Consider the following 23,803-nt stretch of genomic DNA (forward strand, 5'->3'; position numbering starts at 1 on the left):
GCCGTACTTATATAAAGCGCTTAAGTATGGGTGCGTGTTTATTCCTGTTATGTGAATATGCTGCACCCATCTTCCTATTTGATAAAAGGGACCTGTTAAATCTCCATGTTGATCTCCTTCTCAATTATCTTGCTTTTTTAAAGGAACGAAATCAATAAACTAACATTCGTGCTCGGTCCGACATAAAAAAGGCGCAATAATAGTGAGATTTTTCTCTTAGGTACAAGCACCCTTTTCGTTCATTGAATACCTTATATTAAGATGATAGAAAGGATGATCTTATGAAACTTTATGATCCAAAGAAAAATAAGTATTATATGGAAGCTCGATATTACTCTCATCATACTAGTCCTGAGAAAAGCAAGTTCCATAACAAGAAAAATGATAAAAAAGAAAAGTTAGAGCAGAAATGTAAGTGCAAATTTCATTTCCGACGGTCTTAACCTCACTATTTTATTTATCACACAAAAAGCCACCGGGTAATTCCCGATGGCATTTGTTATATTACTTCACTTCTAATATCTGTTCATATGCAGCCTGGAATTTCTGAATATCTCCAGCGCCCATAAATAGGATTACACTGTTGTCATGTTTGCGAAGGATTTCTGTTGTTTCCTCAGAAATCAGCTCAGCTCCTGGGATTTTCTCTTGAAGATCCTCAATGGAAAGTTTCCCTTGATGTTCACGTGCCGAACCAAAGATTTCGCACAGATATACTTTATCAGCTAAGTTTAAGCTGTCAGCAAATTCACTCAAAAAAGCCTGTGTTCTTGAATACGTATGCGGTTGGAAGACAGCTACGACTTCACGATTCGGGTATTTTTGACGTGCAGAATCAACTGTTGCTGTGATTTCAGTCGGATGATGTGCATAATCATCAATAATAATTTGATTGCCGATTTCTTTCTCAGAAAAGCGACGCTTCACTCCCATAAATGTAGCCAATTGAGCCTTTACCGTTTCAGTGTCCAAGTTTTCGTATTGACACAAAGCAATAACCGCTACCGCGTTTAATACATTGTGCTTACCAAAGGTCGGAATCGTAAACGTCTCATAATAATTATTACGCACATGAACGTCAAAAGTTGTACCTTGCTCTGAAACTTGAATATTTCGTGCTTGAAAATCATTTTCTTCCGCAAATCCGTAGAAAATCACTGGAACTTTTGCTTGAATTCCTTGAAGTTGCTCATCATCGCCACAAGCAATAATTCCTTTATTCACTTGCAAAGCCATCTTCTGAAACGCCTCGAATACGTCCTCAATGTTAGCAAAATAATCTGGGTGATCGAAATCAATATTTGTCATAATTGCATAATCAGGATAATAAGAAAGGAAATGGCGGCGATATTCACACGCCTCGAATACGAAATAGTCCGATTTAGCAATCCCTTTTCCTGTGCCATCCCCAATTAAATACGAAGTTGGCTTTGCTCCTCCCATTACATGCGCAAGTAATCCTGTCGTCGAGGTTTTCCCGTGTGCCCCTGTTACAGCCACACTGATGAACCCTTTCGACAAGTCTCCGAGGAAGTTGTGGTAGCGAAGAATTGGCAATCCGAGCTTCATCGCTGCAACAATTTCCGGATGAGTATCTGGGAATGCATTTCCTGCAATGATTGTCATTCCAGGCTGAATATTTTCTTCAGCAAAAGGAAGAATTGCAATGCCTGCATTTTCTAATGCAATTTGTGTAAAAAATTTCTTTTCGTAGTCAGAACCTTGAACAACATACCCCATATCATGAAGTACTTGCGCAAGCGCGCTCATCCCAGAGCCCTTAATTCCTACAAAATGGTAAACAGTCATAAATAGATCCTCCACCAATCGTCTATCTGTATCACGTTATAAAATATTATCTTTTTTACATGTTATCTAATGTGGAAGTGATAAGGGTATTAATGGCTTCCCTTTCAGCATCTCCCAGTAAATCATAATCTTATTTTCTCATTTTAATACATGAGTACTCATTATATCACTTTTTAAAAAAATCAACCATCACACGATACTACCATTTACTTAGTTGATTTTACCAACCGATCAATTTTCAATGTATGCGTTACAATTCTTATTATATTATATACATTTTTGTCTAGGATGTTCACCTGCAAAACACACCAAGCTGACGAATAAACGAACAAACTCGATGAAAGTGACGTGAGTAACACTATAACACATCTTCTTGCATAAAAAACATGTAAGATTTTTACGTTATTTGTTTTTTGCTTTTGAACTTCGCAAGAGGAACTTCGATTACGGAACGCTACTCCCTCGTGACAACCGTTAGCACAAACGAAGAATGACCATGAAGCACCCGATAATATTGTCCGATTTTAAGTCACTGAATTTTCCTCCAAAAAGTATTCCAATTCTTCTTCAGTGATGAGGACATCCCTTGGTTTGCTTCCTCTGGATTCAGAAATGATCCCCTGTTCATGCATCATTTCCATCAATCTAGCTGCACGATTGTAACCTATTTTAAACCTTCTTTGTAAACTTGAGGTTGAAGCAGCATTTTGAGCAACGACAAATTCGCATGACTCAAAAAATAGTTCATCGATTTCTTCTGTTACTTGAGCTTTATTCAATAATTCTTCTTGCTCAAATAAGTATTGAGGTTGCTGCTCATTCTTCACATGATTTACAACTTCGTCAATTTCATGATCAGTGACGAATGTTCCTTGGAGCCGAACCGATTTGGAAGATCCATTTTCAGCAAACAACATATCTCCTCTACCTAACAGTTTTTCTGCACCACCACTGTCAAGAATTGTCCGTGAATCTACTTGAGATGAAACAGAAAAGGCAATTCTTGTCGGGATATTTGCCTTAATCAACCCAGTAATGACATCAACTGAAGGACGCTGAGTTGCAACAATCAAATGAATCCCGCAAGCACGCGCTTTCTGTGCAATTCGACTAATAGCCTCTTCTACATCTGCAGGTGACATCATCATTAAATCTGCAAGTTCATCAATAATAATCACGATAAAAGGCAGTTTGTTTGCATACTGACCCGCAGCCTCTGCGTTTTCATTGAAACGTCCAATATCACGTACTCCCGCATGAACGAATAGTTCATAACGCCGTTCCATTTCTTCGACAGCCCATTTCAAAGCAGCAGTAGCTGCCTTAACATCCGTTATTACCGGACTAACGAGATGAGGAAGACGATTATAAGGTGCAAGCTCAACCATTTTAGGATCAATGAGCAAAAGTTTTACTTCTTGTGGTGTAGCTTTGTACAGTAAACTGATTAACATTGAATTAATACATACACTTTTCCCTGAGCCCGTTGCCCCTGCAATGAGTCCATGCGGCATTTTTTTCAAATCTGTTACGATCGGTTGTCCGGAAATATCAAGCCCAAGTGCAACTGTTAACGGAGATGGATCTTGTTTGAATGAATCACTTTCGAGAATTTCCCGAAGAAAAACAGGCATGCTTTTTCGGTTCGGTATTTCAATTCCAATTGTATGCTTACCGGGAATCGGTGCTTCCATCCGAATATCCTGTGCAGCAAGACTTAGTTTAATATCGTCCATTAAATTCGTAACCTTATTCACCTTCACGCCTGGCTCTGGCTGTACTTCAAATCTTGTGACAGCAGGGCCTTGGGTTACATTGACCACTTTTGCACGTACATTAAAATTCTTTAATGTATCATCCAATAGTGCCGTTTGGCCATCAAGCCATTCATTGTCGTTTTCCGCGGTTTTAGCCGGGGTTAATAGATTGATAGAAGGAAAGGCATAGTACGGGTTTTCTTCTTCCCCTTGTGTATGATTCAATACAATATCCTCATGTAATTTCATTTCTACCGGAATAGTAGAAATGGCCTCTTTTACCGATTCTTCGATATATACATGACCTTGATCAGAAGAAAGAGGTGTTTCGGCTTTCGATTCAAGTCGGTCTTTGGTTATTTCTGATTCTTGATTATGTATTTCAGCATCCTCTTGTTCATCCGTATCTTCAGACTGTGATTCGACAGTTTCCCGGGAAATGTTCTTGTTATCGACAATCGATTTTCTCATCAATTCAATCGATTTCAGCCGATCTACCTTTTCTTTATCTTGCTTTAACATAACTACATTAAATGGAATATGTTTTTTTACAGTTTTTTCTTCTACAGGTTCTTGTTCAATGGAAGATTCCTCTATAGTCGTTGCATACTCTGGTTCTTCTTTAGGCACAGCATCCATTATCTCGTTCTCTTCTACGTTTTGTGCAAACGGTTCAATTGTAGCAGCTGTCGCTTCAGAACTTATTTCCTTTTGATCTGTTTTTTCTACATTGATTAGTAGAGACAAATCTTCATTTGTTTCTTTTCCATCTTGAACCTCGCTTATTTCTGATGCAACTTCATTAACCTCTTGTTCCTTATAATCTGGTTCAACTTTTTCCTTATACTTACTTGCGACTTCTTCTCTCTCATTGTTTCGCAGGATCGCTGATGTTTCTATTGGGTCAATAACACGTAATCCTATTGTGTTTTCTAATTCATACTCTATAGGGGCATCTTCCGTTTTTTTAGACAATTCTGGCCGTTTATAACCATAGATAGGAGATGGGATTTCAGTTGGCCGAAACGGTGTTTTTGACGGAATAATTTTAGTAGTTTTGGGTGCTACTTCTACTTCTGGTTTCTTTATTTCTGGTTTTATCGGTTTCTTGTTAACTTTTTCCGCACTTTTCTCCCGATAGTTCAGATTTCTTTCTTTATTTATTGGTCGCTCGGGCCTTTTAGGGCGCCTTTCTCTCACTTTACTATCTGGTATTACAGGAAATTTAAATTCACCCTTTGGATATTGAAATAATATCCGAGTATCCGGGTCTAAACGAGTTGACGTAGGCTCTTCATGCGAGACTGATTGCTCTTTCAATCTTTGCAATTGAGTCAAGTCCATCTTTTTTAAAGTATCTTTATCAATCTCTTCATCTAGCATAATTTCTTCTATTTCAATAATTTCTTCATCTTGAAACCATTTCTTTATTTTTTTGAGCCATTTCAATACAATCACTCTTTCTACCAACTTATAGTCAACGATCTTTTTAATTTATTTAAATCAACTTTTATCCCGCGTTAACGGGATAAACCATTTGGAATATATCCAGTATACACCAATTAATCAATGATTTTCACAAAATTCATTAGTGGAAACCTTTTTATTTGTGAGATTTTCATAACCTCTAGATGACCTAGTATACGTGGATTCTATTTCAGTAGCAATACAGTCATATTATATTTTCATTATAAAGTGAAACTTCCAACAGAGGAGTGCAGTTTCCCTCTGTTGGTTAGTTGAACCAATCAGGGTTTTACAGGCTGTTTACCCACTTAATACACCATTCCATTTTTCACGAATTACTTGGGGGTTATTACAGCCTGTTAAACCGGGATAAAGTGAAACTTCCCCCAGTGGGGTGCAGTTCTCCACTGGGGGTTAGTCCCGTTCTACTGTCGCTAATACCTCCACTTCGCTTCGGTAAAGCGACACTACGAACCCGATTCAACGAACTCAGACTAAGTACGCCGCGTCCTGCGGCCACGCCTGAGTGACCCACATCCTGTGGGCCTCAACTAAACCGCTGAAGAGCACAGCGGTAAGTTTCACTGTATCTCACCAATCGGGGTTTTACAGGCTGTTTACCGCTTTACTCCTATTCCACTTTTTCACGAAATATTTATCAAGGGATATTACTGCCTGTTAAACTGGGATAAAAAAGAAGCACATCCCGACCAGTGATGTCTCACTGTCAGAATGTGCATTTTATTAGATTTTGCTTGATTATTCGCTTCTCTTTTTATTTTTACCTAGTATGAAGATTGGCTCTAATTCATCATTTTCGTATAAGAAGGAAAGAGCGGTAATCGGGACATGGCCGCTTGCAAAAAAGCTCATTGCCATTTGTGCAAGTACATCATAGCCCGTATCATTTTCAACATCGGCGATAATGATGACATCCTGATGCGGAATGCTAATGGCCATTTCACCTTTCATTGTTTTCTTCATTTCTTTTAACCACGTGTCGTTCAGGATACGGCTTGCGTCGTAGCCGTCATTCGTATTCAAGAAATAGAATGTATTACCTGCAACGGTATCAGATTTCAAAGGGGTTTTGAGCGATCGGACGTTAAACTTGGCAATTTGCCGAATTCGCTCAGGTTCCCACCCCTCTTTCTCTAACATCTGCCGATCGATAAGTCGGTATGTATTTCCTAAGTCCAGCGCATACAGAATCCGAGTTTCTGCTGTATGTTCATCAAATAAAAACGGATTTCCAACAGTAGCTTCTTTTGGAAATGAGGTGGAGCGAATGACTGGAAAGATGCTTTTTTCCTTCCCTGTCAACGTATGATCTTCTCCCATGACCAGCAAGGCTTCCTCAACGTAATATACTACTTCATCAATGGCTTTTTCTTTTGAAATTTCCCAATTTGCCACGATTTTCGGCAACTCGACCGAAATTCCTTTTCCAGTTACCGTGTTTTCAATTCGAAGAACATCTGTCTTATGATCGAAAGCATAGCTGCGGTTTTCCGACCCTAGCCGCTCTTTCATAAGTTTCATGATCTGCTTACTATCCATTTTCATCCAGAAAACTTCACTCCTTTAAGGACATGGGGCGGGGCTTCGCAACTTCATTATATAGTCAATCTTTATATCAAATATACCTAAATTATTGAAAAATATTTCGAATTCCGGCTTCGCACCGCCACCATTGTGATTAAGCGCATCTAACGTGTTTAAACATTATAACGATTCAATAAAATCTTTAATTTCTTGCTCGGTTTTACGGTCTTTACTAACAAAACGCCCTAACTCTTTTCCATTGTCATACGCAATAAAGCTTGGAATACCAAAAACATCGTTTTCAACACATAGATCAATAAATTTATCACGGTCTATATGTACGAAAGTATAATCTGGATACGCAGCTTCAATACCTGGTAAAACAGGTTCAATTACTCGACAGTCTCCACACCAGTCTGCTGAAAACAAAAAAATATGTTTCCCTTCATTTTTTAACGTTGTAAATTGCTCCATAGATTCTAAGTTCTTCATTTTATTCCCTCCATTTATTCACTAAATTTAACCCCGCATTAACGGGCAGTAAGATCCCAAGTGGTGAACTACACTCCACTGGGGGAAGTTTCACTTTAGCTATCATCTCTTATTTTGATGATACCAAACTACTTCACGATAAACCAACAATACGCAAATTTGCTTTCAGTTAATATGAGAAGAAATACAAACCGACGATAAACAGAGTCTATAGACCCATTTCTTCGAGGTTTCCTTGTTACCAGTCTTCCGTCTTAAACAACTTTCTATTGTTATCAACTACTAAAAATTCTATAATATAGTAAATATTTCTTATATTGAAATAGTATAGTACATACTTTGTACCTAATGTTTTAGAAAGAGAGGAAGTTCATGAAAACAATTAAAGCAAAGATCGGACTTATTATTTTCATCTCATTAGTTAGCGTTCTTTTGTTAATAGTATTTAACATGGTCGCAATGGGCATGCAAAATAACGTTCGAGAAGAGCAGATAATTCTCAATCAAGCTATCCAGGATAGTAAGGATCTTAAATATCAAATGGCGGATATACGAAAATTCGAGCGACAATATTTGAAAAATCCTAAAGCATCCAATGCAAGGTTTGTATTCGAACGTGCCGGTAAGATTATCGATACATCTGCATCATTAAAAGCAGAATACCGCTCATTTCCTGACATCGTTCAGGAATTCGAAAAGATTGAGGATTATGTTAAAGATTACAAAAATAGCTTTAAGCAAATCGTCCAGCTATATGAAAAAATAGGCTACTCCAACACAGAAGGCCTTCAAGCAGACCTTGAAAGTAGCGGGGTAAAAGTGGCTGAGTTGCTTTTGCAATCGAATCACCAAGAACTTTTCAACCAATTTTCCATTATTCGTCTATTCGAAAGACAATATTTAGCAACAAAAGAAACCAGTGCTAATACAGAATATTCTTCACAGATGAATGACTTGGAAAATACAATAGCTAGTTTATCCATTTCTCCGTTGCAAAAAGAGGCCCTAATTGTTCAACTAAATAATTATAAAGATCCAATGAGATCGATCGTGAAAACCTATCTGGATACAGCAACAATGACGATGGCCTTTGATACAACAGCCCGCACAGTTGAAGACTCCGCTTCTGATTTAGAAGCCATTGTACATGATCACGAAACTAAATTGAACCGAGCAAATGAAGTAAAGATTAAGTGGATAACTATTTCTCTTGTCGTAATCAGTATTATTATTGTAGTCATTCTTTCGACCACAGGCTATTTTTTAATGGCGTCGATACGGAATTCTATATTTGCTTTAGAAGACGGAGCAGATAAAATCGGCAACGGGAATCTGGCTTACCAAGTAACCATCACACGAAAAGATGAAATGATGAGTTTAGCTTCAACTTTCAATAAAATGGCTGAAAAAGTTAAACAAACTTTACTCGAAGTTAGAAATTCAGCTGATCAGTTGAACTCTTCTTCACAAAATCTAGCCGCTATTTCTGAAGAAACTTCAGCTCAATCCAATCAAGTAAATGCAGCGATTAAACAAGTTGCATCAGGAGCGACATTGCAATCTTTAGAGCTTGAGGAGAGCAATGATATTTTGCAAAAGGTTACGAAGTCTATCTCAGAAACAGAATTGATCAGTGAGGAAATTGTTATTGAGGCTAAACAAACGGAGAATGAAGGGCATGAAGGACTGAATACTGTCGCAAGCCTCCAGGAAACATCTGAACAATTCCTAGATTTGGCTTCACACTTGACGATGCAAATTCAAAGTGCATCTGAAAAATCACTTGCAATATCAGGTATCGTTGGAACAATCCAAGAAATTGCTGAGAACACTAATCTTCTTGCCTTAAATGCTGCCATCGAATCTGCCCGAGCCGGGGATGCAGGCAGAGGATTTAATGTCGTGGCAAACGAAGTACGAAAGCTTGCGGAACGATCTAAGCATGAAGCCCAAAGCATTCAAAACGTCATCCATACAATGAATGAACAAATGAAAGCACTAATGATTGAATCAAAGAAATTCAATGAATATAAAACGATTCAAAGTAATTCTGTGGACTATACAAAAAGCGCATTTGAAAATATCGTTCAACATGTAGAACGAATCAGCTTGAAAATTAGTACAATCCAATATTCCATACGTGATGTCCAAAGCGCAAATACGATCCTCGTTCAAAAAATGGGAGATGTGTATCAAGTATCAGAGCAAGCTACCGCCGCTTCACAAGAAGTAAGTGCATCAAGTGAAGGCCAATTAATGGCGATTACTCAAGTTAGTGAAGCAGCATCAGAACTAAGCCGTATCGCAGCTGATTTACAAACAGTCGTTTCACAATTTAATCTTGAGGAAGAAGCCAACGGCATACCTTCTGATAAGAAAAAGAAAGCAAGACGAACTAAAAAACTTAAGTTCCTCAAGCGATAGAAAAACGTACTGGACATAGAAGAGATAGGCTTAACATTGCAAGTCTGACCTTACATTATTTATCGTGAATAGACTGTGAGGTCAGACCCTTTTTCTTTTTGAGCAGGCTCGATAGCTCTTCGTAATATTACTTTGACGCATATTTTAGAATTTGACGCAAAAAAGCTCTTCCTCCATTCCAAGAAAAAACTTCACTAAAATTATCCCGCATTAACGGGCAGTAAGACCCCACCTCAAGCTTATGAGGTACAAATAATGTAGGTGGAGGACTAACTGCCCCTAAAAGCTCGATTGGTGAGATACAGTGAAACTTACCGATGCGTGAGCAGAGGTTTAGTTGAGGCCCACAGGATGGGGGGCACTCAGACGTGGCCGCAGGACGCGGCGTACTTAGTCTGAGTTCGTTGAATCGGGTTCGTACTGTCGATTGATCGAAGCGAAAGCAAAGATCATAGCGACAGTAGAACGGGACTAACCATCAGGGGAAATGAGGCCCCCCACTGATGGAAGTTTCACTTTATCGTCGTTGTCCAATTTTATATTCATTCTGCCCAACTAACATGTTCATAATATGGCTGAACATGTCTGCTCGGGTGATGCGTTCATATGTAAATACGTCAATCGCGCCTTCCTTTTTTCGAATTCCAGCACGCAATATTCTCGCACCGCCAACAATGAACACATCTGATGATTACCGGACTGCTAGAGCACCCCAATTATAGAGGAACAACCCATGTTTTGTTTCGGCCACTCCACCTTCAAGTCCTATTCCAATTTGTGTTTCACTTTCGGTTAAATCATTTCGAGCCCGATTCATCGTACCTTCAATCGTTTCTTCATCAGAAAAAGGCTGTTCTTGTACACCAGGTGCAACGTTTAAAGGGACAGATTTCAGCATGTTCCCCTTTAAATGCATGCTGTACTGCTTGCACCTTTGCTGGGTTATGACTTCCGACTACAATACGCAACCTTGTTTTATTTAAAAGTAGGAGTATTTCAGCCAAGCAGAAACATCATCTTAGCAGGAAACCCTGATACCGGTAAAAGCCACATGGCCATAGGCCTCGGGATGAAGGCCTATAAAGAGGGATATAAGTTGTGGTTACTGTTCATTGTTAATCAATCAATAAAAAAAGCGTCGCTGAAAGAACTCTACGAATTTTTCAAAAATAGAAACCTATTGATGGAAAGGGATAGCTGTCGAGAAAGGAATTCCACATCTTAAAGAACAGATTGAAAATCACGCGAGGAAAAAGAGAATTAGAAGATCAATTGGGAATACTCCTATTTAATTATGGTCAGCCCACCAATCAAATGTAAATATTTAGATATTAGGAGTTTTAAATGATTAAGTGTGGGCATGTTGAATTGACAAATATAAAATGGGTTATTCCAGTATATCATTCAAATTATCACTGACCTAATCTGTGAATGCTCAGTAGCAACAATCATGCTTGTCATCTTCATTATCATTACAGCAGATACACATGGTTAATGTAATATTTGCGGTAAGCCTTCCAGGAGCAGCGCCTCCTGTGACAACAACTCGTTTTAAATTCTCAACTGTAAATGATACTACATCTTGAGGATCAATAACTCTTACAATCTGTTTGTCACAACCTTTTTTTCTTATTGTTGTAATCGTTACTATTAATGTATGAGCATCACCACCGCCAATTGGTTCAGAAGATTGCAAATTCATCGTTGCTTTATTGTGATTTTTTGTAAAATTCTCATAAACCAATTTTTCTGCACCCGCTGGGACAGAAATATTTGGATTTGAAAATTGAGTAGCAATAAAACATTGATTGTTCTTATCTTCTTTTCTTTCACGATCTTTGCAATCGTCTTTCCCTCGATAATTTTCGTTATAATCTGACCTTGAAACAAAAGTCATTTCTCTCATCTCCCTTTCATGCTGACACTACACTGTGTCTCTCCTGTTATATAATGCAGGTGGAAGCTAAAGTGTATGGGACTAGAGCTAATAAATTCAAAAATATAGGTTTTTCAATTATACTTCGACAAAAGGACAAGGCAGTACCTAGTCCATCTCATCTCCGGGGGCTCTTGTGATTAACAGGGCATAAGGGCGAGCTCAATCGCTCATCGAAAGATTACTTTGATGCATATTTTTCGATTTCAACGCATAAAAAAGCTCTTCCTCCATTCCGAAGAAAGAACTTCACTAAAAATTATCCCGCATTAATGGGCAGTAAGACCCCCACCTCAAGCTTATGAGGTACAAAGAATGTAGGTGGAGGACTAACTGCCCCTAAAAGCCCGATTGGTGAGATACAGTGAAACTTACCGATGCGTGAGCAGAGGTTTAGTTGAACTAATCGGGTTCGTACTGTCGATTGATCGAAGCGAAAGCAAAGATCTTAGCGACAGTAGAACGGGACTAACCATCAGTGGGGAATGAGGCCCCCCACTGATGGAAGTTTCACTTTATCGCTGTTGCCCAATTTTATATTCATACTGCCCAACTAACATGTTCATAATATGGCTGAACATGTCTGCTCGGGTGATTCGTTCGTTTGTAAATACGCCAATCGCGCCTTCTTTTTTTCGAATTCCAGCACGATTTGTAAATTCATCCATAACCGGCCCAAGCTCTTCTCCAGCAAGCAGTCTATTGGCAACTGTATCTGGCAGCAATATTCTTGCACCGCCTGCAATGAACACATCTGATGATTCCCGGACTGCTAAAGCTCCCCAATTACAGAGAAACAGTCCGTGTTTTGTTTCGACCACTCCACCTTCAAGACCTATTCCAATTTGTGCATCACTTTCAGTTAACCCATTTCGAGCCCGATTTATCGCACCTTCAATCGTTTCCTCATCCGAAAAAGGCTGATCTTGTACACCAGAAGCAACGTTTATGGATATGATTTCAACACGTTCTCCTTTAAATGCATTCTTGACTGCTTGCACTTTTGCTGGGTTATGACTCCCGACTACAATTCGTAACATCGTACCTCACAATCACCTTTACCCGTTATTTAGAATACTTTCAAGCGTCGTTTTATCACAAGCACGCACTAATTTCCCAATTAGCTCACGCGCTGCTGCATAATCGTCTATATGGATCATAGAAGCCGCTGTATGGATATATCTTGAGCAGATGCCTATTACTCCACTTGGTATTCCTTCATTCGCTTGATGCACACGTCCTGCGTCTGTACCACCTTGTGATACGAAATATTGGTAAGGAATGGAATGGGTTTCTGCTGTATCTAAAATAAATTCACGCATCCCTTTATGCGTTACCATCGTACGGTCAAGGATTCTTAATAGTGCTCCTTTTCCTAACTGCCCAAATTCAGATTTATTACCGGACATATCATTTGCTGGACTCGCATCCAATGCGAAGAAAATATCTGGTTTAATCATAAATGCAGAAGTCTGTGCACCGCGAAGACCCACTTCTTCTTGAACCGTGGCTCCTGAATATAGATTATTTGGTAACGTCTCCCCTTGTACGTCTTTCAAAAGTTCGATGGCTAGACCGCATCCGTAGCGGTTATCCCATGATTTTGCAAGAATTTTCTTTTCATTTGCCATCGGTGTAAATGGACAGATTGGGACAATTTGTTGACCAGGGATAATGCCGATTTTCATCGCATCTTCTTTATCGTCGGCACCGATATCAATCAGCATATTTTTAATATCCATTGGTTTTGAGCGTTGAGACTCCTCAAGTAAATGAGGTGGAATCGAGCCAATTACCCCTATAACTGGACCATTATCGGTAATGATTTGCACACGTTGCGCAAGTAGTACTTGGCTCCACCAGCCGCCAAGTGGCTGAAAACGGATCATTCCATTATCCGTAATTGACGTGACCATGAAACCTACTTCATCCATATGACCAGCAACTAGTACAGTTGGTCCATCTACTGGTCCTTTTTTCAGACCAAAAATACTGCCAAGTCGATCCTGAACAATTTCATCTGAATATTTCTCAAGCTCAGATTTCATAAATTTTCTGACAGCATGCTCATTTCCAGAAGTACCTGGCAACTCAGTCAACGTTCTAAATAACGCTAAAGTTTCTTGATCCATTTTTTTCTACCTCGAATCTGACTATATTATGTACCCCTCTATTTTACAGAAAATTGCTGTTTGTTGCCACTTACAGATTATTTTGCCCTCAGAATAAAATAATTTGCATAGTATGAATACATACACCATAGAAGATTATATCGGTAACTAATTATTGGGAAGTGATGACAATCTTTTGTATACTAAGAGATAGATTTACACGTGTGAAAACGGAGGGGATCAGAGAATGAATTGGAAAACATTAATACTAGGAGTTACTGCCGGTTTTGCTGCAGGCTATGCAACGAAACAAGTATTGGAACAATCAGGACCACCTTCTCCTGAAAAAATATTAGATGTTGTGAAAGCATCCATTAAGAAGGATGGAAAAATTTACGGTTCTTGGATTTTAATGAAGCCTGAAACGTATCAAAAATACGACCTCGATTATGAAGTGTATAAAGGTGGCATTACGAGGAGAATCAACGATACCCAAGAACAATTCGAATTTGTTGCAGATGCAGCTTCAGGTACAATCATTGATTTAATTCCGCAAAAATAACAAAGGGTCAGGTCTCTTACCGACAGTAGAAAGGGACTAACAATCAGTGGGGGAGAAGAGCTCCCCACTGATTTAAGTTTCAATTTATCGTGTTATTATTGCAGGTTCTGTCCCTTATGAGATATACGTTCGTCCATTATCGGACTCGTTTTACTTCTGCTACAATTTCTTTACCCGTCTCATCCCATTTTACAGCTCGGTAGTAGGCATCATGATAAAAGCTATACCAAGCTTTTTTTTCCATCCCCTCTTTCATCCACTTTTGTTTTTGATCGATGGAGTCCATTGGGTAATCATCATAAGCAAGCACCCATAATACATTATTATGCGCATGCGTTGGCATAATATCAGCCATATGAATGAGCATATCATCGCCGCTTTCGATCATGATAACCGAATGGCCAGCGCTATGACCGCCTGTATGAATCATCTTGATTCCTTTTGTTATTTGCAAAGCGGTACTGAAAGGTTGAATTAAATGAGCTATAGCCTCCCAATTTTCCCGCCAATATGTATTTCTTGAACGAATGTTAGGATTTTTCATTTCTTCCCATTCAATATCAGATGTTATGATCGATGCATTTTCAAAAACAGGTGCATATTTTTCTCCGATATGCTTAGTAAGCCCGCTAACATGATCAAAATGTAAATGCGTCATTAACACATAATCAATATCAGATGTCTTTAGGCCCAACTTTGCTAAATCTTCAACCACTTTTGATTCTTCTTTTACACCATAGTTTCGGATTTGTTTTTCTGAGAATCGATTATTTCCCACTCCTGAATCAATCAGAAGCTTTAATCCATTAGCTTCAATTAGAATGGGATCGGTCCGTAATTCAATTTGATTGATATCATTTACTGGATATTTTTTTGACCAAAGTGGTTTCGGAACAACCCCAAACATGGCTCCCCCATCCATATGAGTCACCCCACCATTCAACCAAGTCAGCTTAATGTCTCCAATTTGTAATGTTTCCATAGATATCCCCCATTTTTGAAACTGTCGCCAGTCTATTTTTATCTTGAAGCGCAAGATGTGCGAATTCATCTTGATCTTTCATCATGCCAGGCAGAATCAGCCCTAACCATTCCATGCGTTTGTTTTCGGAGAAGTAACGAAAACCAGCCTTGTTTGTCTTTTCTTCTAAGGAAAAGAATAAACCCACTGAACAAAAATGAACTTTCTTACAGTTCCCATACATGACTTTCTCAATGGCTTGAAACGCACGTTCAGCGATATTCTGAGCCATTTGGGAATCGATGTTTTGCTTAAACTTACGCCCCATTCCTTGAACATACCTATTTAAGTCGAATTTACGAACGCTCTATTGTTCTTTGAATTGGTTTAAAAGTTGATTTCGTTCTTTGCTTTTTGGCATGCGAATTTCTTAACATCAGCCCAATCTACCATCTCATGCTAATGGTAACATATGTTAAAAGATTTAAGGGAAATAAGAGCATGATATTCGTACTTTTTTATACATGTTTGGCTGAGCAAATGTCGGATCGTTAACGTGGTATAAGCCACGCCCTATCTGAAGCCGATTCATCTCATGACTCGCTATAAACATTAACAACAGAACCCCGATATGACTAAGTGCTTTTATAACATCTGTACCTGGTATCCATCCAAATACTGCTGGACCAATCATCACACCAATGATTAATTTCCCTAATACAGATGGCTGACCAAACCGCACTGAAATCACTCCGACGATTTTTGTAGCGATAATAATAATAATAATAATAATAATAAATAGCTGTAAAAATAGTTCCAAATTCTTTCCCCCTTCTAAAAAAGCGCAAAAAAAGCCCGTCAGTGACAGGCTCCTCCAATTTGTTGCTTTATATTCAAAATAATTTATGTCTATTAAATTATTTGAAAAGGAAGTTTTTTTGAAAATAAAGTGTCTCCTATGATCGCTTTTCATTCTTATTATGTCCTATTCTGCGACAGCCCTAAAGGGTTTTCTTTTCTCACGACCATACTGAATATTATACAATTTTTCATATAATCCTTTGTTTTGTAAAAGTTCTTCATGACTGCCCATCTGAACGATTTTTCCATTTTCAATGGCAATAATTACATCAGCATTTTGAATCGTGGATAATCGATGGGCAATAATAATGGTCGTTCGATTTTTCATTAGCTCCTGTAAGGCTTTTTGTACATAAAGCTCTGTTTCACTATCAAGAGCTGAGGTCGCTTCGTCCAATAATAGAATCGGTGCGTTTTTCAAAACTGCTCGAGCAATGGCTAGACGCTGCTTCTGCCCACCCGATAAGCGAATGCCTCTTTCTCCTATCTTCGTGTCGTATCCTTCGGGAAGAGACATAATATAATCATGTAAAAAGGCTTGGCTGCAGGCTTGTATTATCTCCATTTCCGTAACATTGGGACGAGCAATCTGCAAATTTTCTCGTATCGTCCCAGTGAACAAAAAAGTCTCTTGTGGTACATAGGCAACGGCACTTCTTAATTCTTCAAGAGAATAATCAGCAGTAGATCTATTATTAATGAAAACATCGCCTTCACTTGGTTTATGGAAGCCTTGGAGCAAATTGAATAGCGTACTTTTCCCTGCTCCACTTGGTCCAACAAGGGCCACAACTTTTTCAACTGGAATCTCTAACTGAAATCTATCAAAAATGATTTGATTGTACTCATAACCAAATGTTACATTTTGAAAACGAATAGATGAAACAGTATTTATAGCCTTATTGTAAGAAGGTAATCCATAAGATTCAGGCTCAAGATCTAGTACGGTGGAGAGTCTTTCAACTGCGGTCGCCGAGCGTTGAAAGCTTGCCCACATAGCAGCTAAACCAGTTAACGGATTTACTAAATAATTCACAAGATTTACATAGATTAAGAGCGATCCTACTGTCATTTCTCCTGTAAATACAAAATAAGCACCTAAACAAAGACTAAATAAAAAGTAAAAGGAACATAATAATTCCCCGGCTGTAAAAAACCAAGCCCTTAATTTAGAATTGGCAATTTCCAAACGATACAGTTCATCATTCTTCTTTAAGAGTTTATTAAATGTAAGCTTTTCCAATGTATAGGAACGGATCACAGTGAGTCCAGAAAACGATTCATTAAGAATCGTATTAATCTTTCCAAATAAAGTATAAATCCTCCGATTATTTCTGCGAAGTAATAGTCCAAAAAAAACACCAAAACCGATCGCCAAAGGAGCGACAATCAAACTAGCAAAACATATTATCGGATTAATTTGATATAAGTAGATAAAGACAGCGATATAGATGATGGGAAGCAAATATCATTGTTAAAGTGCGATAATAAATTACCAGATTCAAGAGTAGCTAATTTACCTGCGGGCAATCGTAAAATATGGCTAAATAAATAGGATTTCAAATCTTTTTTAATACCATTAATCGCGATCGTTTCATAAATAATATAAATATAAGTAGAAATAATATTTAATAAAATAAGGCCTACACCAATAGGTACTAAAGCTTTGATTCGATCAAGATTACTAGAAATAGCGGCATCAGTAAGATTCCCAAAAAACCATGCAAACGCCATCGTGAAGAAAATTTGTATAAATAAAATAAAAGACAAAACAAAATAGGCTTTCTTATACTGAAGAACAAAAGGTTTTAGTAAGGTGAATGTTTTTTGAAAATCACTCCATGCAAAATAAGGGCTAACTAATGTTACTATTTTATTTTTCATTGAATCACTCCAACATTGCTCCATATAATTTATATTTACTTTCTTACCATGAGATTCAGATGCAATAATTGAATGCTCAGCATATGAAGTAGTTCATCTGTCAGAAAAACAATCTCGACTTTACATAAGTCCCACTCAATGTTCCAACGTGTAAAGTGAAAATCGACTCAGCGAGGGTTTTCTTCACCCCCACTGAGTGATAGTTGATGATATACATGATTCTTCAAACATGACAGACTAATTGTCTTGTTGTTTATCATAGTCATTTTAGTGTCCTGATTAGGCTCTTGCATGTAGAAGTACCAGAAAATACTGATAAAATTTCGCCCTCTATCTTGATTACATACTTCAATTCATACATGATTAATGTACCTTTTCTCTAACACTTACTGAAAGCCCCTATACTGCCCTTCCTATAAAAGTGCCCTTCTTCTCTTTCAACTACCCAAAATCGGCTTTTTATTACCACCATTATGACCGTATCCATTACCATTGCCAGGACCCATACCAGGACCCGCATCGTAGCCATGACCAGGAGCATTACCATTATTTCCATTACCGTTACCATTGTTATGACCTTTACCATTACTCATCGTCATACTAACATCAAGTACCTCTAACTCAGGTTGTCTCCATTGTTTTTTCATAAAATCCCACCTCATAAAGTGATTTTTTTATAACAAAATCTTTACATTAAAATCTACTTACCTTTCTTAATTTTTTAAATAACTCACCTCCTTTTCAATTGTCGTTAAAACGCAATCTGCTAATTCATGAGCGGTAAAACGAGATTGTGGTCGACTCAATTGGTAAAGATTGATTTTATTTACAAATTTAGCTGAAGTATTAAAATGCCAATCCATTAATCCTGAATCCTCAATAAAAAAGTTTCGATAGGTATGTTGATACACAGTTAGGAAGCGTTCCATTTTTTTTATAGGAAGAAGTTCTATTCTCTCATCTTCTGATATAATCAGTTCAAAAATGCCGCCAAGGGGTAAGGATTCCCTGGCAAATTGACTGAAAACTGGAACTGCAAACTTGGTTTCTCTTTCAACAATGGACTGATAATCATCTGCATTCATTTCAAACTGATTCAAACTTTCAATCCATAATTTTTGCTGGGGATAGGCTGGTGTGACAATAGGAGTATCATTTGATGAAAATGTGACTGGAATCACATCATCACTAAGAAGTTGATATCCTTTCTGTAAAAAAGCAGAAGCCAAAGTTGATTTTCCTGCACCTGATTCTCCTACAATAGCATACGCTTTTCCATTTATGGCAATTGCACTACCATGTAGCGGAAGGATTTTCCGTTGCATTAGAATGGCTCCCATGCAAGTTCCAAGTATATATAATCGAAGATGTTTATCACGTATATCTACAAATGGAGAAAAACAAATTTCATTTCCATTTCGAATTAAAAATATTGCAATTTCAGGAATCTGAAACACGATTTGATTCTCATTTATTACAAAATAATCATTCTCACTTGAAAGTTCAGACCACAAGTTAATCAAATCTAGTCTTTTTACAGTAATATCAGATAAATAATCCTCAAGCTTTATCGAAGGTAATTCCGGCAAAGGAATTTCACTGGATATTGTATAGCCAAATGCTTTGTAAACAAATGTATGAGCAGTGTTTATCATTCTCAACTCCCCCATTATGGATTACTTGACCGATTTTTATAATTTATTAAAAAATAACAAATCATTATTTTTTGTAGTAATAAATAACTATACGCCAAGGTTATAATAGTAATTAAGACTTATAAATCAGTTCCATTTTCATTATAAAGTACAATACATTCTTTTTAAAGAACATTCTTTCGACAAAAAAAGAGCGTAAACACCGCTCTCTCAAGTTAACAAATTTATACTATTGCAATTTTGCGTTATCTAAAATATTAGCCAATAACTCATGATTGGGATAATCAGATTCGTTAAACTGTCGTATTACACTTTCAACATCATAGTCCACTCTTACATTTGAAACCTGAATACTTTCTGCTTCAATATCAATGAGTGTATATGAAGCTTTCTTCAGACCATCAAATGGCAATCCTACACTTCCACAATTTATGACATATTTCCCATTTATACATCTTACGTAAGGCTTATGAATGTGCGCGTATATGTATAAATCAGCTTGTTTCACCATTAATTTTTCAGTCAAAACTTCATCACTATCATCTGTTTGAACCACTTCAAACAAACTATTAGGAGTAGCATGAAACGCGTGGATTGTTACATCTCCAAATGTAAGATTTAATTCAGTTGGCCGTTCTTTCAAATATTCAATACATTCTTCATCTAATTGAGATACAATCCAGTCTCGCTCTCTATTCATCATTTCTAGAGCTTGATTGGGCACCTCACCTTCTCTAACTCCACGAATTACCCATTCATCAGCATTTCCTTTAATAACCTCACAATTCAACGCTCTAACTAATTCAAGCGCACGTTTCGGTTCAATCCCTCTGTAGCATAAATCACCAAGTACATATACTTGATCTACATTTCTTAATTTAATATCATGCAACACGGCATCCAGTGCAGCAGCATTTCCGTGAATATCAGAGATGAATGCAAGTTTCAAAATAATGACCGCCCTTCAGTTTAACCCATTTTGTTTATATTAAAAATTCATTATAGAGCTCGATTATCTTTTCATCAAATATAAGTCAAATACACTTCACCTGTTAAGTTTACATAACTATTTTTGCAATCATATAATAACAGCCTATCACTACTGCGCCGAACGAAGACTAAGTCCCCATGTCCTTCATGCAATCAAGCGTATCAGCATTATTTAATTATTGAAAATATTTCACAAATCCGGAAGTTGACGCATAAATATTGAATTTGACACATATTTTTCTGTCAGCTCAAATTGATATAATTTGAAATAGAAGCGACCCCATAAGCAAAGGGTCAGACTCCGCAACAACTAAATACAGCAAGGAACACTACATACTGATTTAGAGTGCGAGGTCTGACCCTTATGACAAGTTTTTCTTATTGAAATTTAGCTTCCATTCGGTAGATTCTACTGCCTAGATTTGAGAATTTCTCCTCATATTCCGTCATGATATTGCCTTCAAAATCACTGTTATGAAGATCAAGACTGACATAGGACAGCAACATTCCATATTCGGAAATGCTCTTTAACGATGATTCAAATAATCCTTGATTATCGGTTTTAAAATGAATTTCACCGTTGGACGGTAAAATGTCTTCATAGATACTCAGGAACGTTTTGTAGGTCAAGCGACGTTTGGCATGACGTGTCTTTGGCCATGGATCAGAGAAGTTCAAATACAACCGGTCTACTTCACCTTTTGCAAAATAATCTCGTAAGTTGGTTGCATCGACATTGAGCAGTTTTACATTGGGAATATCTGCTTCGATGACACGGTCAAGCGCAGCGACGATCACGCTTTTATATACTTCGATGCCGATAAAATTCACGTTTGGATGAGCTTTGGCCATTTCCGTAATGAAACGACCTTTCCCAGATCCAACTTCAATATAAAGCGGATTATCATTTCCAAAAACATCTCGCCATTTTCCTTTTTGTTCTTCTGGATTTGCAATAACAAAGTGAGAGAACTCACTTAATTTTTCATCAGCCCAGGGCTTATTTCTTAAACGCATGATGACACCCCTAATAAAAAGATTCGTTCAAACCATAACACGGAATCGCTCACCTAAGCAACATGAATTTAGTACACCAGCGATCACATATTAAATGAATAAAGAAAAGTAGCAGAGCGCACCCTAAAAGAAACTTCAGAAAGGGTGACGCTATGCCACTTTCACACGAGCACCAAATGACGTTATTAAAAGATATATTAAGCAACCATCAAACAGACTGCTGCGGTTCCATTTCAGAGTACGAGCAGGTAGAACGACTTGTGAAGTCATTACTGGTCAACAACGGCGTTCATCAAAATGTAAAATCAATTTTACAGGACGTGTACCAATATAGTCAGAATGGCATTTCCACTTCTGATTCAGATCAACACATTCAATCCCATCAAGACCAGTTATTACAATGGGTGGATGGCATGAATCAATTTTCATAATTATGCTAAAATGGCTTCAAGATTTTTAAGAAGAATATCCATTTCCTTTAATCGATTTTTACGTTTATGCCATTGAATGGAAATAAGCAACTGCGCTAACACATGCCATTTCATCCGCAATAGAAGACCCGGCTCAAGATCTACTCCATACCGGCTTAGCCAAGGTCCCCATTGTTCTCTTGGTATATAAGAATTAAGGAGGATACCAAGATCAATAGCCGGGTCTGCAATCATGGCGCCGTCCCAATCAATTAAATACAACTTATTCTCCTTCGTAATCATCCAGTTATTATGATTTACATCACAATGACAAACAACCTTATCATCACATTCAATTAAAGATAAATTTTCCTGTAAAAAATATAATGTTTGTTGTATCGACGAAATGTTCTGTATATCCGAGTCAAGATTACTTGCAATATTCTCTAACATGATATCGGGCAGCAATGGCGTTTTTCCTAACCTTTTCAGCATGCTTAATAACGGTTTAGACCGATGTATTTTCCGCAGAAGATGAGCAACTTTCTCTTCGTTCATTTCTTCGTGTGTTAACTCCTTGCCGTCTATAAATCGCTGTGCTGTAATGGTATCTCCGTTTTCAAGCCTTCTAGTCCAAATCAGCTTAGGCACGACGCCTTCAGCAGATAGGACAGCAAGAAATGGAGATGAATTCCGTTTTAGAAAAAGTTTTTCATTCTTATTGACGGCAATGAAGGCTTCTCCTGTTGCTCCTCCAGCAGGAAATATATCCCACTCCTGCCCTAATAAATGTTCCAATTGGTTCACCTTCAATTTCCTCACATAATTGCCTCGTGGTGTTTTCTTTATATATTAGCTGTTTTTACAACTTCATTTTCAGATTCGGTATGCTTAAATAGTTTCTAAAAACTTATCGCTTTTTATTCAATAAAAGACATGCGTAAGTTTTGGTCGTATCATTAGAATAAAAAAGACAGCTATTGAGCAATTTAACAATAGCTATCCTTTTTAAATTTTAGTTAAAAGCTAGTTTTTCGTCAAGTGGTATCGTCGAATCACAATAGAAAATACGCCTATATTTTCTGTAAAGCCTGTTAATTTCACTTTGATAACACTAATATTTTTTTCGCGGACATAGTAACTTTCACGCAAGAACCGCCGATAATCTCTCCATCCGCCTGAATTTTAACAGGCTGTTTTGACGTAATCTGAACGTCTTGCGAACTGAATGAATCTACATTTTTGATTCATAAGTGTCCGCCCCAATAAACCGTAATAAATACGGATAATAATATGATTGGAGAGATAGTATGAACGATTAGAATATTAAATTTCCCATCGTCGAATCGTGCGTCTGGGGCAATTTTTACCCCACCACCAAAATAAGGTTGATTTGCAACAACAATAAACCATACTTTTTTATAATGATACGTTTGATTGTCTAGAATCACGTCCATATCGCGCTGTTGATAAGTAAACAACTTCTTTAAAAAAGTATATATATCAATCAGTCGACCGGCTTTTAAAAGATTGAACCAACGTTTCCATTGTGACTGATTCACATCAGAAGTGATTTCAGCATCTATCCCCATGCCAAGGCAATTAATGAAATACCCGTTTCTGTTAGCGGCCATAAACTCGCCAATATCAACTGCCTGGGCCTCTTCCTTATTATTTACTAGTAAGAAAGGGCATCAGCTATATTTCCTGTCTTCTGTATGCCTCTTGCAAAATCATTGCCTAAACCAGCCGGAACGCAAGTTATCAATGCATTTGAAAAGCTCGCTGCTCCATTTATCACATCATGAAGAGTTCCATCGCCACCTACTGAAATAATATACGTTCGTTCTGCTGATTTTTTTAGGATATTTTCAGTCAACTGCTGTGCATGATCTTTTTTCTGTATAAAAATCCTGATAGCT

Annotated in this window: 23 protein-coding genes and 1 pseudogene; 4 read left to right on the forward strand and 20 right to left on the reverse strand. The window is 37.7% G+C overall.

Annotated elements, in window-relative coordinates; genetic code table 11:
* Nucleotides 1–504 precede the first annotated feature (504 nt).
* From murC to V179_RS0115495, 4 genes are all read right to left on the reverse strand, one after another.
* A complete protein-coding gene (murC, locus tag V179_RS0115480; protein ID WP_028392281.1) occupies nt 505–1,809 on the reverse strand; it encodes a UDP-N-acetylmuramate--L-alanine ligase in 1,305 nt (434 codons plus the stop codon).
* A 524-nt stretch (nt 1,810–2,333) separates the two neighbouring features.
* A complete protein-coding gene (locus tag V179_RS28065; protein WP_235179046.1) occupies nt 2,334–5,015 on the reverse strand; it encodes a DNA translocase FtsK in 2,682 nt (893 codons plus the stop codon).
* A 777-nt stretch (nt 5,016–5,792) separates the two neighbouring features.
* On the reverse strand, nt 5,793–6,593 hold the full coding sequence (locus V179_RS0115490; protein WP_028392282.1) for a DUF1444 domain-containing protein: 801 nt from the start codon (nt 6,591–6,593) through the stop codon (nt 5,793–5,795).
* Between the two features lie 165 nt (nt 6,594–6,758).
* The gene (locus tag V179_RS0115495; RefSeq protein WP_028392283.1) at nt 6,759–7,070 is read right to left on the reverse strand and encodes a thioredoxin family protein; all 312 of its coding nucleotides are present in this window, start codon (nt 7,068–7,070) and stop codon (nt 6,759–6,761) included.
* Between the two features lie 1,266 nt (nt 7,071–8,336).
* Between V179_RS0115495 and V179_RS32495 the strand changes: the two genes are divergently transcribed.
* The gene (locus V179_RS32495; RefSeq protein ID WP_407637251.1) at nt 8,337–9,494 is read left to right on the forward strand and encodes a methyl-accepting chemotaxis protein; all 1,158 of its coding nucleotides are present in this window, start codon (nt 8,337–8,339) and stop codon (nt 9,492–9,494) included.
* A 517-nt stretch (nt 9,495–10,011) separates the two neighbouring features.
* Here V179_RS32495 and V179_RS28070 read toward each other — a convergent pair.
* Nucleotides 10,012–10,462 (reverse strand): annotated as a pseudogene (locus tag V179_RS28070) (DUF84 family protein).
* A gap of 83 nt (nt 10,463–10,545) precedes the next feature.
* Here V179_RS28070 and V179_RS31750 point away from each other — a divergent pair.
* Complete coding sequence (locus tag V179_RS31750) at nt 10,546–10,719, forward strand: hypothetical protein (protein ID WP_235179048.1); 174 nt, start codon at nt 10,546–10,548, stop codon at nt 10,717–10,719.
* Nucleotides 10,720–10,929: 210 nt separating this feature from the next.
* On the opposite strand, the gene V179_RS0115510 is transcribed toward V179_RS31750, so the two are convergent.
* The 3 genes from V179_RS0115510 to V179_RS0115520 all read right to left on the reverse strand — a co-directional run bounded on the left by V179_RS0115510 (nt 10,930) and on the right by V179_RS0115520 (nt 13,562).
* Nucleotides 10,930–11,391 (reverse strand): hypothetical protein, encoded by a 462-nt coding sequence (locus tag V179_RS0115510; protein ID WP_028392285.1) that lies wholly within the window; start codon nt 11,389–11,391, stop codon nt 10,930–10,932.
* 554 nt (nt 11,392–11,945) lie between these two features.
* Nucleotides 11,946–12,470 carry a DUF84 family protein gene (locus V179_RS0115515; RefSeq protein WP_028392286.1) on the reverse strand — a complete coding sequence of 175 codons (525 nt, stop codon included), beginning with the start codon at nt 12,468–12,470 and terminating at the stop codon, nt 11,946–11,948.
* A gap of 18 nt (nt 12,471–12,488) precedes the next feature.
* Nucleotides 12,489–13,562 carry a M42 family metallopeptidase gene (locus V179_RS0115520; RefSeq protein ID WP_028392287.1) on the reverse strand — a complete coding sequence of 358 codons (1,074 nt, stop codon included), beginning with the start codon at nt 13,560–13,562 and terminating at the stop codon, nt 12,489–12,491.
* Between the two features lie 226 nt (nt 13,563–13,788).
* On the opposite strand from V179_RS0115520, the gene V179_RS0115525 reads away from it, so the two are divergent.
* A complete protein-coding gene (locus V179_RS0115525; protein ID WP_028392288.1) occupies nt 13,789–14,103 on the forward strand; it encodes a peptidase M4 in 315 nt (104 codons plus the stop codon).
* 136 nt (nt 14,104–14,239) lie between these two features.
* Here the strand turns inward: V179_RS0115525 and V179_RS0115530 are convergent, their stop codons facing one another.
* From V179_RS0115530 to trmB, 9 genes are all read right to left on the reverse strand, one after another.
* Nucleotides 14,240–15,085 (reverse strand): YtnP family quorum-quenching lactonase, encoded by an 846-nt coding sequence (locus tag V179_RS0115530; protein WP_028392289.1) that lies wholly within the window; start codon nt 15,083–15,085, stop codon nt 14,240–14,242.
* On the reverse strand, nt 15,057–15,392 hold the full coding sequence (locus V179_RS0115535; RefSeq protein ID WP_028392290.1) for a hypothetical protein: 336 nt from the start codon (nt 15,390–15,392) through the stop codon (nt 15,057–15,059). The genes V179_RS0115530 and V179_RS0115535 overlap by 29 nt, the downstream gene beginning before the upstream one ends.
* Nucleotides 15,393–15,548: 156 nt before the next feature.
* Entirely contained in the window at nt 15,549–15,884 is a 336-nt protein-coding gene (locus tag V179_RS32065; RefSeq protein WP_028392291.1) for a cation:proton antiporter domain-containing protein, read from the reverse strand.
* Between the two features lie 165 nt (nt 15,885–16,049).
* Nucleotides 16,050–17,390, reverse strand: coding sequence for an ABC transporter ATP-binding protein (locus V179_RS28080; RefSeq protein WP_152534740.1), 1,341 nt, complete (start codon nt 17,388–17,390; stop codon nt 16,050–16,052).
* A complete protein-coding gene (locus tag V179_RS32070; RefSeq protein WP_161632351.1) occupies nt 17,333–17,809 on the reverse strand; it encodes an ABC transporter ATP-binding protein in 477 nt (158 codons plus the stop codon). Before V179_RS32070 ends, V179_RS28080 begins: the two co-directional genes overlap by 58 nt.
* Before the next feature lie 437 nt (nt 17,810–18,246).
* Nucleotides 18,247–18,456 (reverse strand): paeninodin family lasso peptide, encoded by a 210-nt coding sequence (locus tag V179_RS0115550; protein ID WP_028392292.1) that lies wholly within the window; start codon nt 18,454–18,456, stop codon nt 18,247–18,249.
* A gap of 66 nt (nt 18,457–18,522) precedes the next feature.
* Nucleotides 18,523–19,464, reverse strand: a complete 942-nt coding sequence (locus V179_RS0115555) for a phosphoenolpyruvate carboxykinase (ATP) (protein ID WP_028392293.1) — start codon at nt 19,462–19,464, stop codon at nt 18,523–18,525.
* A gap of 229 nt (nt 19,465–19,693) precedes the next feature.
* Complete coding sequence (locus tag V179_RS0115560; protein ID WP_028392294.1) at nt 19,694–20,413, reverse strand: metallophosphoesterase family protein; 720 nt, start codon at nt 20,411–20,413, stop codon at nt 19,694–19,696.
* 419 nt (nt 20,414–20,832) lie between these two features.
* Nucleotides 20,833–21,471 (reverse strand): tRNA (guanosine(46)-N7)-methyltransferase TrmB, encoded by a 639-nt coding sequence (gene trmB / locus V179_RS0115565; protein WP_028392295.1) that lies wholly within the window; start codon nt 21,469–21,471, stop codon nt 20,833–20,835.
* A 152-nt stretch (nt 21,472–21,623) separates the two neighbouring features.
* Here trmB and V179_RS0115570 point away from each other — a divergent pair, with 152 nt between their 5' ends.
* Entirely contained in the window at nt 21,624–21,902 is a 279-nt protein-coding gene (locus V179_RS0115570; RefSeq protein WP_028392296.1) for a YtzH-like family protein, read from the forward strand.
* On the opposite strand, the gene V179_RS0115575 is transcribed toward V179_RS0115570, so the two are convergent.
* The 3 genes from V179_RS0115575 to V179_RS29185 all read right to left on the reverse strand — a co-directional run bounded on the left by V179_RS0115575 (nt 21,903) and on the right by V179_RS29185 (nt 23,799).
* Nucleotides 21,903–22,679 carry a phosphotransferase family protein gene (locus tag V179_RS0115575; protein WP_028392297.1) on the reverse strand — a complete coding sequence of 259 codons (777 nt, stop codon included), beginning with the start codon at nt 22,677–22,679 and terminating at the stop codon, nt 21,903–21,905.
* 449 nt (nt 22,680–23,128) lie between these two features.
* Nucleotides 23,129–23,515, reverse strand: a complete 387-nt coding sequence (locus V179_RS29180; RefSeq protein ID WP_028392298.1) for a diacylglycerol/lipid kinase family protein — start codon at nt 23,513–23,515, stop codon at nt 23,129–23,131.
* A gap of 44 nt (nt 23,516–23,559) precedes the next feature.
* Complete coding sequence (locus V179_RS29185) at nt 23,560–23,799, reverse strand: diacylglycerol kinase family protein (protein ID WP_084552378.1); 240 nt, start codon at nt 23,797–23,799, stop codon at nt 23,560–23,562.
* Nucleotides 23,800–23,803: the final 4 nt, after the last annotated feature.

Source organism: Bacillus cihuensis, assembly GCF_000504145.1.
Taxonomy (GTDB): Bacteria; Bacillota; Bacilli; order Bacillales; family DSM-1321; genus Peribacillus; species Peribacillus huizhouensis.